This window comes from Methanofollis ethanolicus (genome assembly GCF_001571385.1).
GTDB lineage: Archaea > Halobacteriota > Methanomicrobia > Methanomicrobiales > Methanofollaceae > Methanofollis > Methanofollis ethanolicus.
Genome location: NZ_BCNW01000001.1, coordinates 883,230 through 895,657, shown reverse-complemented (window position 1 = coordinate 895,657; position 12,428 = coordinate 883,230). Strand labels below are relative to the sequence as shown.

Here is a 12,428-nt window from a genome sequence, read left to right as displayed (position 1 = left end):
TTGTCGGTGTCAAAATATGAAGGAAATGCTCCTGCACGCAGTAGCTGCCAGTGTGATACCTGAAGAACCGGCATATTCACCTGGCGCAGTCCCTCTGCCGACGCCGTCTCTGCTTTCCGGGGGCGACCCCGCGCGAGGGCCGGGCCCGGAGCAACCATCTCGAGTCGTCATGATCCAGATATACAGGGATATCACAGGCATTGCCGTCTCGCACGATCAGATGTGCGGTTTTATAGAATCCGATTTCACGTTCACGATACTTTTCCTCTGTCATTCTCCGGGAAGAAAATCGTTCGACGATGGGACCGGAAAGGGGGGCCGATACTATGATTGACGATTCGTTACGTCTGCAACTGAAAGGGATCGGGATGAGTGAATACGAGGCGAAGGTGTATGTGGTCCTGTCGGCGTTGCGGGTGGCGAGCGCTCGTGAACTTCACGAACAGACGAAGATCCCCCGCGGCAGGATCTATGAAACGCTTACTTCTCTGGCCCAGAAAGGGTTTGTCGTTTCTTCCGGCAGGTCGCCGGTCCGCTACTCGCCCGTCGATGGTATCGAGACGTTCGAACGGTTGAAACGGGAGTCCGTGACGTCGCTCGAGGAAGTGTACCGGCGCCTGAAGGCCATGGAGACCGAAACGCCGGAACCGGTTATGCAGGGCTATAAACTCTGTACAGAATGGACCCGGGACAACCAGATCCGGATGATGCTGCGCCGGGCGAAATCGGAGATCGTCCTGCTCTGCAATGACGAAGAATTTCTCGCCAGATACGGGTGCGACAGTGCACGCGCGGCAAAACGGGTTTGTGTGTACCTTGTTGTCGGAAGGAAAGAACTCGCCGGGTTTGCGCCGATAAAATCCTATGCGGGGGGGAACGATATCGAGACGTCCCTCTTTCATCATGAAGAGGGAGAATACACCGGGCCCTCGATGAAAATGTTCCTGATGGCCGACAGCCGGGGGTCTCTCTCGGTCATGGAGGAAAACGGGAGGGTGACGGGGATCTTCATATACCCGGATATGTACGCCGGGTATCTGTCGCGAAAGATCGTGCAGGAGATCCAGCCGGTCAACAGGGTGCATACGGGGGCGTGACGGGTACCAGATCGGGGTCGAGAGGTTGATATTCTCGCGGTACCCCGCTGCTTCGGCCTTCCCTTTGCCGGGGCAAACAGGCTCGACGGCGTCTTCTGCACCTGATACCCGACAGAGCACTCGCCGACGATCACCGTCGCGGCGGGGTCTGCAAACGACTTTCCCCCGCCCCGGTTGCAACAGGCGGGACGGGGTCGAAAAAACGGAAAAGGATTCGTACTCCCTGGTCCTAACAGTGTCTGGTGACAGTATGGAAGTCAGTTCGAGAAACCAGTTGAAAGGCACCATCAAGATGCTCAAGAAAGGGCCTGTGAACACGGAGGTGACCGTCGCCATCGCCGGAGGGGCGGAGATCGTCTCGGTCATCACGACCTACTCGGCCGAGAAGATGAACCTGAGGGAAGGGTCCGAGGTCTATGCCCTGATCAAGGCCTCCGAGGTCACGATCGGGAAGGACTGACCGCCGGGACTGCACCCGGCCTCTTTTTTGCCCGCACGGCGGTCAGAACCGCGTGCTCAGGAGGGCGTCGACATACGCCAGCGCGGCGCTGCTTTTCTCCGGGGCGAACCAGACCTCAATCGCCCGTTCGCCGACGACGCAGTGGATCTCGGCGATGCCGAATTTGTGGACGATCGAGATCTCGCCCGCCGCCGTTTCCCGGCAGTAGAGGTCCTGGTCCTGGACGAACGCGGCGACGTCCTCTCCGGTCACCGGGCGGGAGAGGCGATAGGTCGTCCGCTGCCAGTGCGGGTACGGGGGGATCGGGTCGGAAGGCGAAAGAGACATGGTGCATGTTCCAGTGCAGTTTCCCCGGCACCCTGGAGGGAGAGCGACGCGGGACTCCAGTACTCTGTGTGGACCCCCGGACGATAACAAGATATCGCCGGGGGCAGGGTAGAGGACGATCCTTCCCTGACGTGCCGCGGGGACGACCGCCCCCCGCATGCACCTGCCGAACGACCGTGACCCCTGTGCACCCGGGGGACGATACCCCTCACCGCCCGGTTCAATCAATGAACGAGATCGTGAAACCGAGGGAAAAAAGGCATTTCAGAAATATATCTGCCCGAAGGCCGAATGGAATCATAGCGCCGGAGAAGGCACCGGAGACACTCCGGGAAGTCTCTCCGGGAGAGTGAGAGATGACGGAAAAAAAGAAAGCATACCAGCGCGTGATTTTTGCCCTCGTCCTGGCGGGTGTCGTGGTCTGCACCCTGATCGGCGGGTGCACCACAGTCGACGACACCGGCGGGGACCAGGGAGTATCGGCCGCCGGGACGCCGGGGATTCCAGAGGGCGCAACACCCCGGAATGGAATGCCGGGAGGCCCTGACCTCGCATCGGCCGCCGCGACCCTGGGCGTCACCGAGGAAGAACTCCAGGAAGCGCTCGGGACCGGCGAAGGCGGGCGGATCGACTTCGAGGCGGCGGCGTCCAGACTCGGCGTGACCGTCGAAGACCTTCGGGAAGCACTCGGGAATCCGCAGGGCGGAGGCACGCCGCCGAACGGCACCGCACCGGACGGCACCCCACCGGCGACGCCCGCACGCGGGTGAGGGGCGACCGGGAAGAGATACGGGAAGGACAATGACAGGCAGGACAAACCATTTTTTTACGCTGGCACTCTGCGTGCTGGCCTGCGGGTGCTGTCTCCTGACCTGCGGATGCGTCTCCGCGGGGAGTGCCGACGATGCCGCTTCGGGCAGGTCCGCGGACTGGACCGAAGAAACACATGGAGACGATGTCGAACCGAACTATTCGGTCGTATTCCCGGAGGATACGGTGAACACGATCACCCTGGAGATCTCGCCGGAAAACTGGCAGACGATGCTCGACGACATGACCGATCAGTGCGGGACACTCGGCGGGAAAACGAACAGGGGAGCGGGAGGCGGCGATTTCGACTTCGATCCCGTCTGGGTCGGCGCAGACCTCACCTTCGACGGCTTGGAGTGGACGGATGTCGGGGTCAGGTTCAAAGGGCAGTCCACACTCCTGCGGACGTGGCAGGACGGGTCCTACAAGCTCTCGTTCAAACTCGACTTCGACCACTTCGAGGACGAAAACACGGCGATCAAGAACCAGCGGTTCTACGGGTTCGACGAACTGAACCTGAAAAACGGCTACAACGACGACTCGCTCCTGCGGGACAGGGTCGTCCCGGAGATCTTCGACGACGCCGGGGTCGTCGCTCCTGCAACGGCGTTCTACCGGGTCTACGTCGACTACGGCGAGGGGCCGGTGTACGTCGGCCTGTACACGCTGATCGAGAGCGTCGAGGACACCCTGATCGAGACGCAATTCGGCGACGATTCCGGGAACGTGTACAAGCCTGAAGGGACTGGGGCGACATTCGCCGGGGGAACCTTCGATACAACGTGCTTCGAGAAGAAGACGAACGAGAAAGAGGAGAACTGGAGCGATGTGGAAGAACTGTATGCCGTCCTCAACGCGGAGACCCGGACGACGGACCCCGGAGCGTGGAGAGAAGAACTCGAAAGCGTCTTCGATGTCGATACGTTCGTCCGCTGGCTCGCGGTGAGCACTGTCATCCAGAACTGGGACATCTACGGGAACCAGTGCAAAAATGTCTACCTCTACACCGACCCGGCCGACGGCACGATCACCTGGATACCGTGGGACAACAACGAGGCCCTCCCCACCGGAACGACGGCAATGAACGGGACGCCGAGGGGTCAGGGAGGCTTCAACGGCGGAGCGCCGGCGGTCAACGGGACACAGATGGGGCCGGGCGGGATGCAGCCCTTCGACGGCGGCGGCATGGGACGGGCGCTCTCCCTCGGGCTGACCGAGGTCGGCGACGACTGGCCGCTCATCAGGTACCTGATGGATGACCCGGTCTACTACGATATGTACCTGGACGCCCTCGACGAAACGGTCTCGACTGCCTTCGAACCGTCGAAGATGGCAGAGACCTACCAGACGTACCACGACCTGATCGCGCCGTACGTCGTCGGAGCGGACGGCGAGGAAGAAGGATATACCAATCTCAGGGACCGGGCGGCTTTCGACACGTCGGTGGAAGCGCTCATCGAGCAGGCGTACAGCCGGCACGACGCCGTCATGGCGTTTCTCTCGACAGAACAGGGATCAAACACGACGGGGGTGTCCTGACATGATGCAGTCCCATGATGATAGTGCTCGCGGCCTCGCCGCAAGACTGGAGGGGTTTGACCCGATCACGCTCGACGAACTCAAAGACTCGGAGGCGCAACTCCTCGCCAGGACCGAGACAAAATTCCTGATGACGGTCGAGCAGTGCGCGGCGGTCCTCGCCGATCTCAGGGCGTCGCACCGGGTGCTGACGGTCGAGGGGTCGGGGATGGGGAGGTACGAGACGCAGTACTATGACACCGACGCCTTCCTGACCTATCTCCAGCACCACAACGGCAAGGCCAACCGCTACAAACTGCGGTTCAGGCGCTACCTTTCGTCGGGCATGACGTTCCTGGAGGTCAAGAAAAAGAAGAACACCGGGAGGACGGTCAAGAAGCGTCTGGAAACGGACGGTCTGCCCGACCTCTCCGGACCCGACCCGAGTGCGTTCCTGAACGATGTGCTGCCCTCCGACGCCGGGGCATTCCATCTCGTTCTGGCGACGGCGTATGACCGGGTCACCCTGGTCTCCAGGGACTTCGGGGAGCGGATCACCTTCGACCTGAACCTCTCGTTCGGCAATGCGAAGGAGACCCGGTCGTACCCGTATGTCGTTGTGGGAGAGATCAAGCACGACCGGGCCCTGCACGGGTCGCCGGCGAGGGACGCCTTCAGGAGGGCGGGGGTCCGCGCATCGGCCTTCTCGAAGTACTGCATCGGGGTGGCGCTCCTCTATCCCGCACTGAAGCACAACAGGTTCAAAGAGAACCTGCTCTTCCTGGAGAGACTCTCGGCGGAGGGGGAGGCCGTATGCTGAGCGAAAGCGACGTGCTGTATATCGCCGGGTCTCTGGTCAACCTGCTCTTCGCCTACGTCATCGTCAGGTACATCTATTACCCGAGAAACGGCGAGCACACCTACATCTTCACGTTCCTGGCCTTCAACACCGTGATCTATTTCATCATGGGGCTGTTCACGAGCGTGGAGATCTCGATCGGGGCGGGTTTCGGTCTCTTCGCCCTTTTCTCGGTGCTGCGCTACCGGACGGAGACGGTGCCGATACGCGAGATGACCTACCTGTTCCTGATGGTGGCCCTGCCGGTCCTGAACTCGATCCTGCTCAGGACGGGTGCATACGGGCAGTTGCTCCTCTCGGACGTCGTGATCATCCTCATCATCTGGGCCCTGGAGAGGGGCCGGGGGTTCCGTCCCGAACTCGGCAGGAAAAAGATCGTCTATGAAAAGATCGAACTGGTGCGGGCCGACCGCCGGGACGAGTTGATCGCGGACCTCAGAAAGCGGACAGGGCTGAACATTGTCAGGTGCGAGGTCGAGACGATCAATTTTCTCCGCGATACGGCTGATATCAGCGTGTATTACACGCCGTGTCCGCGGGTCAAGGAGTGAGAGGGGAGGAGGCAGGGGGAGTCATCCTGCCGTACGGCACCTTCATCCCCCTTCAGGCCGATGCCCTGCCATGCAGTACACCGAAGGCAGGGTGGGCCGGGTCTTCTCCCTGCGGATCGACGACGGCGAGGACGTCCTCGCGGAACTCACCCGCTTTGTCGGGGAGAAAGAGATCGCCTGCGGCATGGTCCAGGTGCTCGGGGCGTTGAAAGACGGCAGGATCGTGACGGGGCCGGAGAGGCCGGTCTTCCCGCCGGTCCCCCACGTGGAGAGGGTCGCCGGCGGCTGGGAGGTCGTCGGCACGGGCACGGTCTACCCCGGCGAGGGGGGTCCGGCCCTCCACCTCCATGTCGCGGCCGGGAGGGGCGAGGCGACGCGGGCGGGGTGTCTCCGGGAGCGTGCGGCGGTCTACCTCGTCGTGGAGGCGGTGGTCGTCGAGTTCGTCGGGATGGCGGCAGAGAGGGCGCCCGACGCCCGGACGGGCGTGCACCTCCCGGTCTTCGGGGGAGGGTGAGGACTGCTTACTCCTTTTCCTCGACCGATCTGACGAAGGCCCGGATCTCCTCGACGGAGAGGAGGATCGCCTTCGCCTTCTGGTAGCCGAAGCTGAAGGGGCGGCCGCTCTTCCCCACCGGGATGCTCAGGATGGGGTTGCCTTTGTACTCGCCGACCTCGGGTCTGTCGAGGGACTTTTTTGGGGTTGGGGTTTCGTCCGGCATGAAGGAGGGAGGGGAGGGGGAGGGGATGAGGGTTTCGGGGGCGGGGTGAAAGTGGGGAGAGAGTTCCTGAAGGCCGGAGTATTATCCAATCAACATTTTATTCGCCTTCACAAAGAGACGTGACGGCAGGGCATGATCCAGTCTCCAGAGAATACTCATCGGCCGACTTCCCTCATGGGAGACATAGCGAGCAGTTCCGAGGAACATATACGGTTGAGTAACACTCCCAATTTTTTTGAACTCGCGGACAAAAAGAAGAACCTTACTCCCTCGACGTTCATGCTCGATATATCTCTGACCTGTTCCTGACGACTCAGACGTCGTGCTCTGAGACTGCCAGTGGAACAAATCTTCATTCACCGCGTAATCCTTGTACATCGTTGTCGGCGAGTAGAGTTCTTCGGTCTTATTCAGGGTGATAAGAAAGACATCGACATTCTTGTCAGCAAGATACAGTACCCCTTCCCGACTCCCTTTCGCAGGTTTCTCGGTCAGGGTGTAGTGACCCAATGCCGCAAATATCTGGTCCCGCGTGTACCTGCAATGGAGTTCGAGAGGACTCTCAAAACCGATGTCCACATCCTCGGGTATAAAATCGAGATGTTCAGAAGTATAGTCTAAAAGATCGCAGATCTCGTCCCGTATTTTCTCCTTCTCGAAAAGAGGAGAGAACATATCATGAATAGCGAGATCTCTGGACGGGAGAGGCGCCTCATACAAAGAGTAATAGAAGAGGGTGAGCATACGTCTCTCCGTCTCGGAGAGACTATCACACGTAAAGAGGTCAGGGTCTACCAAGAACGATCTGATGAACTGAATGACTTTTGGTGAATCAATAGATGCTAACCTCAATGCCGCGTTTTGAGTGAAAAGATCATCTGTTGCATAGATGGAGGGATAGACACCTGCTTCAGCAGCCAAAGACGAAAAAGTCCCCTTGCGATAGATATCAAGGGGCCGTAATGAGGAGTGACACAAGAAATCTTTGAAGGTCAATTTTTTCCCGGTTTCTTCTTCAAATGATCGAATTTTCTCAAGAAGCAAGGATCTGTTTGTGAGATTTGCCTTTATGTTCTCAAGCACATTCTGTTGAGCCACTTTCTCAAGGTGGATATGGCACCCCTTCGGGAGATCATAGGAATCGGTAGAGACCTGCTCATATAGTGACCTCGCCCCTGAAGAGAGGAGTGCGGCAAATTTATCCCCAAACTGGTATTTTTTGTTGTGTCTCCCCACAAAATCAAGAACTGTCAAGCACTCTTTCCCCTCAGAGAGGCGAAGTCCCCGTCCAAGTTGTTGGAGAAAAACGGTGAGACTCTCTGTAGGACGTAAGAAGAGGATCGTGTTCACCTCAGGGATATCAATACCCTCATTATAGAGGTCAACGACAAAGATGAAATAAATCTGACGAGATATCAATCTTTTTTGAACGGAGAAGCGATCCTCTCGTGAGATCTTGGTATGCAGACACTCTGAAGGGATACCTGCCTCAGTAAAAGATTCTGCCATGAACTCAGCATGATCAATAGATACGCAGAATCCAAGCCCAATTATATCATGAATGTCGGTTGTGTAGTTTTGTACGGCTTGTATGATCTGTTCCACTCGTTCTCGGTTTCCTGTGAATAGGTGAGAGAGTTCCACAGGATCATATGTCCCTCGTTTCCACGGGAGATCTTCGAGGTCGACGACATCAGTAACACCGAAGTAATGGAAGGGAGCAAGCAATTTACGATTGATCGCTTCAGGCAACCTGATCTCAGCGGTAATTTTTCCGTTAAAGTATTGAAGGATGTCAAGGCCATCCATGCGTTCGGGGGTTGCCGTCAGACCGAGCAGGATCTTTGGAGTGTAGTATGACAGTACCTTCTGATATGATGGTGCAGCAGCATGATGAAACTCATCGACAATGATCATATCATAGTAGTCTGGAGAGGTGAATTCGGGCAAGTTTCTACTATTGAAACTCTGAATTGAAGTAAACAAATGGTCTAATTGAGAGGGTTCGTTCCCGCCGACCATGAGATCTCCGAAGTTGGGATCTTTGAGAATGCCCCTGAAGACGTTGAGACTCTGCTTGAGTATCTCCTCTCTATGGACAACAAAAAGAAGTCGAGGATACTTTCCAAATGTTGAGACAAGTCCCTTATAGTCAAATGCTGAGATAACGGTTTTTCCTGTTCCTGTAGCAGCAACGATCAGATTTCGGGTGTTGCCGTGTAATGATCGCTCTGCTCTCAACGTTTCGAGGATCTCTTTTTGGTAGTAATAGGGTTTGATATCAAAAATCGGGATAATTTCGATATCAGCACGCTTTTCTTTCGAAAGAGCACGACGTAATTCTTCTTTCCCATCAGCACTATATTCGATGAATTCAGGATCATTCCAGTAGGACTCAAATGTTGCATCGATCTTTCTGAGGATGTCAAAGGAGTCCTGCTCTGTTACCTTGACATTCCATTCCAGACCGCTTGTTATGGCAGGATTTGAAAGGTTCGAGGATCCGATGTAGGATGTTGAAAAACCATTTTTTCTCTGGAATGTATAGGTTTTTGCGTGTAATCGTGTCCTGTCGGTATCATACGATATTTTAATCGTCGTATTGGGGAGTTTGGAGAGGACTTCGATTGCTTTGAGATCGGTTGCACCGGTGTATGATGTGGTTATTATTCGTAATCGTCCTTCTTTCACAAACTCCCTTAATTCGTCGATGATAAGGCGTATCCCACTCCATTTAATAAAAGAGATAAGAAGATCGATCCGATCTGAGGACGTGATTTCTCTTCTCAATTCGTCCACGAGACTCGGTTCATAGGGAGAGCCTGTGAATAAACTACTATGTGCAATGGACGTTAGAGGACGAAGTTTTTTGATATCTTTTTCTGCACTATGGCGGTCATTTTTCAGGATCGCAAGAAGGATCTCTGCGTCGTCTGTAATTTTGCACTGTTCGAGAGTAGGGTCTTTTATTGTGCAGGCGATGTGCTGTATGATCTCATTGCACAACACAACTTGGTTTTCAAGGGGAACGGACTTTTCATCTGCGGTCTGAAGGGCTTTCAAGAGAATTGTATGAAGATATCGAGAGAGAATTGCCTGAGGGTCATAGTGAGTAATTGTATCTTTGTATGCAGATTTCCCCTCTTTATTGAGCAATGTAATGTGAGAGTTAACGTATTCGTTGATGAGTTGCTCATAGATGCCAGAAATAACTTCCATACATAGAATTATTAGAGATCATTAAAACAATTATGGAATTTAATCCGTGAAAATTATTTTCAACACCGATTAGATTCTTTTTTGCCTAAAAATCCCACACTCAAGCCTGAAAGTGAGAGGAATAGATGAGGGTTTGGGGGGTGAAGATGAAGAGAGGGCAATCGTGAGAGGCACAGCTGAGGGGATGCACACGGGAAAACAGAGAACAGAGGATGAAAACAGGAGGAGGGGATCGCCCCCCCTCCCTTTCTCACCCCAGCGCCGGCACCCCATCGGCCCAGGCCTCGACCGCCGCGAGGAGGGCGTCGTCCTCGTAGGACGAGACCCGCACGGAGGTGCGGGTGAAGGCGACGGAGTACACCTCGCCGTTTGCCGCGTGGCAACGGAGGCGGCAGGCGTACGCCTCGCTGTCCGGGTCCGCGACCGCGGAGCCGCCGATGGCGGTCTCCAGGGCGGTGTTCCCGAGGACCTCGGCCTTCGCCGCGGTGAACCCGGCGAGAGTGGGGGCGCGTGCGGCGGCGGTGCCGACGACGCGGCCGAGGGCGTTCTCGTACATGACCCGCGCCGTGTAGGCCTCGCCGGCCTTCTCGACCGGGTCGTGGGACTCGCCCGCTCCCTCCCAGGGCGTGCAGCCCCAGGGGTTGTTCGTCAGGACATTCTCGATGATGCCGTTGAAAGTGGCGGCATCGGCGATCGGCACGGTCAGTTTCCGCACCGACGTCTTGTTCGTGGTGGACAGGGTAAAATCTGCCATTTTTTCTTGTCTCCTGCCTGGAGGTCCCGGGTCCGTCGCAGGCTGAGGAGCAGTATTACCATAAGTAATATTAATCTGCCTTAACCGCGATCATCCTGTGAGAGATGCTGATGGCCGGGGAGCGGGAACTGCGGGAGAAGATCGTCGAGACGAACAGGGACGTGAAATGGATCTGCCGCACCCTGGCCGAGATGAAGGAGAGGGACGCGGAGATGGAGGGCCGTCTCCGCGCCCTCGAAGGGTGGCGGAGCGAGGCGGCAGGCGAGGAGAAGAGGGAGAGGCAGATCGCCGCCGGGGCCGGGGGGGTGGTCGGCGGGATCGTTGCCGTGGTGGTGAAGGTGATCGGGTGGGGGTGACAAGGGGCGGCTCGTCCCAACCGTGCCGGCGAGAGGTTCCTTGCGATCAGATCCCGGAGATCATCACGCACCCGTCAGGCTGATCCCTCCGTCCCCCTGAACAGGACAGAGTGGATGCCCCGCTGTTCAAGGACATGCTCTGTGATGGAGATCCTGGATCAGAGACGACCCCTCTCCGCGTCGTTGTCTATCCGTCACCGGTCAGGGTCCATACGATATCCACACACTATCCACACCCCTGGAAAGTTGGATATCTGTCCAGAGGATAAGAGACGTTCTTTTCATCAGATCATCGCGATTGTATCCACATGTCACACACTGTCATACATCGTCCCCTCATGTATGTCCAGGTCATACATCTGATGCCGATCCCTGCTTCAGCACATAGTGCGTCTTTTTCTTTGAGGGGCTTCTGCGCTCAAGAATACCGACTTCGGCCAGGGCTTTCAGTTCTTTGAGGGCAGTGGTGGCCGAAACACCGCTGAGGTCCTGGTACTGGCTGTTGGTGATGGTGCCGTGCTCTTTGAGGTAATGAACTGCCGCGATCTGTCTTTCGCCGAGCCCCATCTCCAGCAGGGCATCGTCTGTCAGGGTATCTGTGTGCATGTCGATGGTGAAACCGAGGGGCGTGCTGGAGAACGTGGGGATCGGGGCGCCAGCATCGCCGAAGGCCCTGATGATCCGTTCGATCCCCGACCCGTAGCGCTCCACGAGTCCGGCACGGTAGAAGATGTCGGCGACCATCGGGTTGCGGAGATAGGAAGAATGTTCCCTGAGGATCATCTCGATGGTGACGCCCTCCGGGAGGCGACCGGCGTTGCGGAAGCGGATAGCATCGTCGAAGATCCTGACCTGGGTCTGGACGGTGTTGTTGAAGTAGTCCCGGTGGATGAGGGCGCTCTCGCAGGGCCTCTCTGATCGCCGGGAGAGGATATTCCCAGACCTCCTTCCTCTGGAAGGACTCCTGCATCGCCTCCTCTGAGATGTCATAGCGGACGCCGATGTAGTTCTTGATGATCCTCTCAGCCTCCTCGAACTGGGCGAAGAGATTGCCCCTGATCTCGTGGTCGCCGATGATGATGTCGGCCCGCCTGAACCTCCCGATCCTGAGGATGGTGTTCGGGAAATATGTCTGCGGATCCTTGCCGAAGAGGACGACGGCGCCGTTGGTGATGCGTCCGTCCCTGACGAGGCCGAGGCGGCGGAGGACGGCATCGACCGGCTCGTCCGGGTCGATGGCCGTGAGGCGGCCGGCCTTGTGGGCGAGGGCGAGAAACCGCCTGACGCTCTCCCCGTCGATCTCATCGGGGTCGAACGTGCCGGGGACGCCGTCCCATTCAATGCTCTGCTGGAAGTAGACCCGCAGTTCGTCGGGGAGCATCTCGCGGGTGGTGTCGCCGACGCGGGTGTAATACCGTCCGTCACAGGCGACGGGGGTGCTGCTCTGCTCGACGGTGACAGTGAGGATATTTTTGCCGTCGACCTCGTGGGTCTCGATGACCGGGCGGATGCCGATCCTGCTGCTGATGCTGTCTGCGAGTTTTTTTCTGGGCGTTGTTCCGCAGATCGATGCCGGTGACGGCGTGGTCGCTGTCCCTGACGCCAATAACGGCGGTGCCGCCGGCGGTGTTGGCGAAGGCGGAGAGAAGTTTGTAGAAGGTGTCGCTCACTTCTTCCTTGAAGTCGACCCGCCGCCCTTCGAAGCGGGCGAGGAGGGAGGCGAGGTTATCCGTGGGCCTCGCCCCCGGACCGCACGGC

General features: G+C 57.4%; 15 protein-coding genes and 1 pseudogene. 10 read left to right on the top strand and 6 right to left on the bottom strand.

Going from position 1 to position 12,428, the window contains the following annotated elements:
- Positions 1 to 16: 16 nt before the first annotated feature.
- The 3 genes from MEFOE_RS13955 to MEFOE_RS04475 all read left to right on the top strand — a co-directional run bounded on the left by MEFOE_RS13955 (position 17) and on the right by MEFOE_RS04475 (position 1,557).
- Positions 17 to 334: a hypothetical protein gene (locus MEFOE_RS13955; RefSeq protein WP_067048906.1), complete on the top strand. Its 318-nt coding sequence runs from the start codon at positions 17 to 19 to the stop codon at positions 332 to 334.
- The gene (locus tag MEFOE_RS04480) at positions 327 to 1,097 is read left to right on the top strand and encodes a TrmB family transcriptional regulator (RefSeq protein ID WP_160329489.1); all 771 of its coding nucleotides are present in this window, start codon (positions 327 to 329) and stop codon (positions 1,095 to 1,097) included. Before MEFOE_RS13955 ends, MEFOE_RS04480 begins: the two co-directional genes overlap by 8 nt.
- A 250-nt stretch (positions 1,098 to 1,347) precedes the next feature.
- Entirely contained in the window at positions 1,348 to 1,557 is a 210-nt protein-coding gene (locus MEFOE_RS04475) for a TOBE domain-containing protein (protein WP_067048900.1), read from the top strand.
- Between the two features lie 42 nt (positions 1,558 to 1,599).
- Here MEFOE_RS04475 and MEFOE_RS04470 read toward each other — a convergent pair whose 3' ends face one another.
- The gene (locus MEFOE_RS04470; RefSeq protein ID WP_067048897.1) at positions 1,600 to 1,884 is read right to left on the bottom strand and encodes a hypothetical protein; all 285 of its coding nucleotides are present in this window, start codon (positions 1,882 to 1,884) and stop codon (positions 1,600 to 1,602) included.
- Positions 1,885 to 2,240: 356 nt separating this feature from the next.
- On the opposite strand from MEFOE_RS04470, the gene MEFOE_RS04465 reads away from it, so the two are divergent.
- The 5 genes from MEFOE_RS04465 to MEFOE_RS04445 all read left to right on the top strand — a co-directional run bounded on the left by MEFOE_RS04465 (position 2,241) and on the right by MEFOE_RS04445 (position 6,136).
- On the top strand, positions 2,241 to 2,654 hold the full coding sequence (locus MEFOE_RS04465) for a hypothetical protein (RefSeq protein WP_067048894.1): 414 nt from the start codon (positions 2,241 to 2,243) through the stop codon (positions 2,652 to 2,654).
- 31 nt (positions 2,655 to 2,685) lie between these two features.
- Positions 2,686 to 4,233 (top strand): CotH kinase family protein, encoded by a 1,548-nt coding sequence (locus MEFOE_RS04460; protein ID WP_067048891.1) that lies wholly within the window; start codon positions 2,686 to 2,688, stop codon positions 4,231 to 4,233.
- A 1-nt stretch (position 4,234) separates the two neighbouring features.
- Positions 4,235 to 5,032, top strand: coding sequence for a polyphosphate polymerase domain-containing protein (locus MEFOE_RS04455; protein ID WP_067048888.1), 798 nt, complete (start codon positions 4,235 to 4,237; stop codon positions 5,030 to 5,032).
- Positions 5,026 to 5,622 (top strand): DUF4956 domain-containing protein, encoded by a 597-nt coding sequence (locus tag MEFOE_RS04450; protein WP_067048885.1) that lies wholly within the window; start codon positions 5,026 to 5,028, stop codon positions 5,620 to 5,622. The genes MEFOE_RS04455 and MEFOE_RS04450 overlap by 7 nt, the downstream gene beginning before the upstream one ends.
- A 70-nt stretch (positions 5,623 to 5,692) precedes the next feature.
- Complete coding sequence (locus MEFOE_RS04445) at positions 5,693 to 6,136, top strand: PPC domain-containing DNA-binding protein (protein WP_067048882.1); 444 nt, start codon at positions 5,693 to 5,695, stop codon at positions 6,134 to 6,136.
- A 7-nt stretch (positions 6,137 to 6,143) separates the two neighbouring features.
- Here the strand turns inward: MEFOE_RS04445 and MEFOE_RS04440 are convergent, their stop codons facing one another.
- The 3 genes from MEFOE_RS04440 to MEFOE_RS04430 all read right to left on the bottom strand — a co-directional run bounded on the left by MEFOE_RS04440 (position 6,144) and on the right by MEFOE_RS04430 (position 10,314).
- The gene (locus MEFOE_RS04440; protein WP_067048879.1) at positions 6,144 to 6,341 is read right to left on the bottom strand and encodes a hypothetical protein; all 198 of its coding nucleotides are present in this window, start codon (positions 6,339 to 6,341) and stop codon (positions 6,144 to 6,146) included.
- A gap of 81 nt (positions 6,342 to 6,422) precedes the next feature.
- Positions 6,423 to 9,560: a DUF3427 domain-containing protein gene (locus MEFOE_RS04435; RefSeq protein ID WP_067048876.1), complete on the bottom strand. Its 3,138-nt coding sequence runs from the start codon at positions 9,558 to 9,560 to the stop codon at positions 6,423 to 6,425.
- Between the two features lie 250 nt (positions 9,561 to 9,810).
- Positions 9,811 to 10,314: a hypothetical protein gene (locus MEFOE_RS04430; RefSeq protein ID WP_067048872.1), complete on the bottom strand. Its 504-nt coding sequence runs from the start codon at positions 10,312 to 10,314 to the stop codon at positions 9,811 to 9,813.
- A gap of 110 nt (positions 10,315 to 10,424) precedes the next feature.
- On the opposite strand from MEFOE_RS04430, the gene MEFOE_RS04425 reads away from it, so the two are divergent.
- Entirely contained in the window at positions 10,425 to 10,670 is a 246-nt protein-coding gene (locus tag MEFOE_RS04425) for a hypothetical protein (protein WP_067052964.1), read from the top strand.
- 351 nt (positions 10,671 to 11,021) lie between these two features.
- On the opposite strand, the gene MEFOE_RS04420 is transcribed toward MEFOE_RS04425, so the two are convergent.
- Positions 11,022 to 11,660: an ATP-binding protein gene (locus tag MEFOE_RS04420; RefSeq protein WP_067048869.1), complete on the bottom strand. Its 639-nt coding sequence runs from the start codon at positions 11,658 to 11,660 to the stop codon at positions 11,022 to 11,024.
- Between the two features lie 73 nt (positions 11,661 to 11,733).
- Between MEFOE_RS04420 and MEFOE_RS14365 the strand changes: the two genes are divergently transcribed.
- Complete coding sequence (locus MEFOE_RS14365; protein ID WP_067048866.1) at positions 11,734 to 12,249, top strand: hypothetical protein; 516 nt, start codon at positions 11,734 to 11,736, stop codon at positions 12,247 to 12,249.
- 4 nt (positions 12,250 to 12,253) lie between these two features.
- On the opposite strand, the pseudogene MEFOE_RS14750 reads toward MEFOE_RS14365, so the two are convergent.
- Positions 12,254 to 12,340: pseudogene (locus tag MEFOE_RS14750) on the bottom strand (RNA-binding domain-containing protein); the annotation flags it as partial.
- Between the last annotated feature and the right edge of the window lie 88 nt (positions 12,341 to 12,428).

Coding starts and splice junctions, on each gene's coding strand:
- MEFOE_RS04425 (WP_067052964.1), top strand. CDS start 10,425: ATGGCCGGGGAGCGGGAACTGCGGGAGAAGATCGTCGAGACGAACAGG.
- MEFOE_RS04430 (WP_067048872.1), bottom strand. CDS start 10,314: ATGGCAGATTTTACCCTGTCCACCACGAACAAGACGTCGGTGCGGAAA.
- MEFOE_RS04475 (WP_067048900.1), top strand. CDS start 1,348: ATGGAAGTCAGTTCGAGAAACCAGTTGAAAGGCACCATCAAGATGCTC.
- MEFOE_RS04435 (WP_067048876.1), bottom strand. CDS start 9,560: ATGGAAGTTATTTCTGGCATCTATGAGCAACTCATCAACGAATACGTT.
- MEFOE_RS04420 (WP_067048869.1), bottom strand. CDS start 11,660: ATGACATCTCAGAGGAGGCGATGCAGGAGTCCTTCCAGAGGAAGGAGG.
- MEFOE_RS04460 (WP_067048891.1), top strand. CDS start 2,686: ATGACAGGCAGGACAAACCATTTTTTTACGCTGGCACTCTGCGTGCTG.
- MEFOE_RS04450 (WP_067048885.1), top strand. CDS start 5,026: ATGCTGAGCGAAAGCGACGTGCTGTATATCGCCGGGTCTCTGGTCAAC.
- MEFOE_RS04455 (WP_067048888.1), top strand. CDS start 4,235: ATGATGCAGTCCCATGATGATAGTGCTCGCGGCCTCGCCGCAAGACTG.
- MEFOE_RS04440 (WP_067048879.1), bottom strand. CDS start 6,341: ATGCCGGACGAAACCCCAACCCCAAAAAAGTCCCTCGACAGACCCGAG.
- MEFOE_RS04465 (WP_067048894.1), top strand. CDS start 2,241: ATGACGGAAAAAAAGAAAGCATACCAGCGCGTGATTTTTGCCCTCGTC.
- MEFOE_RS04445 (WP_067048882.1), top strand. CDS start 5,693: ATGCAGTACACCGAAGGCAGGGTGGGCCGGGTCTTCTCCCTGCGGATC.
- MEFOE_RS13955 (WP_067048906.1), top strand. CDS start 17: ATGAAGGAAATGCTCCTGCACGCAGTAGCTGCCAGTGTGATACCTGAA.
- MEFOE_RS04470 (WP_067048897.1), bottom strand. CDS start 1,884: ATGTCTCTTTCGCCTTCCGACCCGATCCCCCCGTACCCGCACTGGCAG.
- MEFOE_RS04480 (WP_160329489.1), top strand. CDS start 327: ATGATTGACGATTCGTTACGTCTGCAACTGAAAGGGATCGGGATGAGT.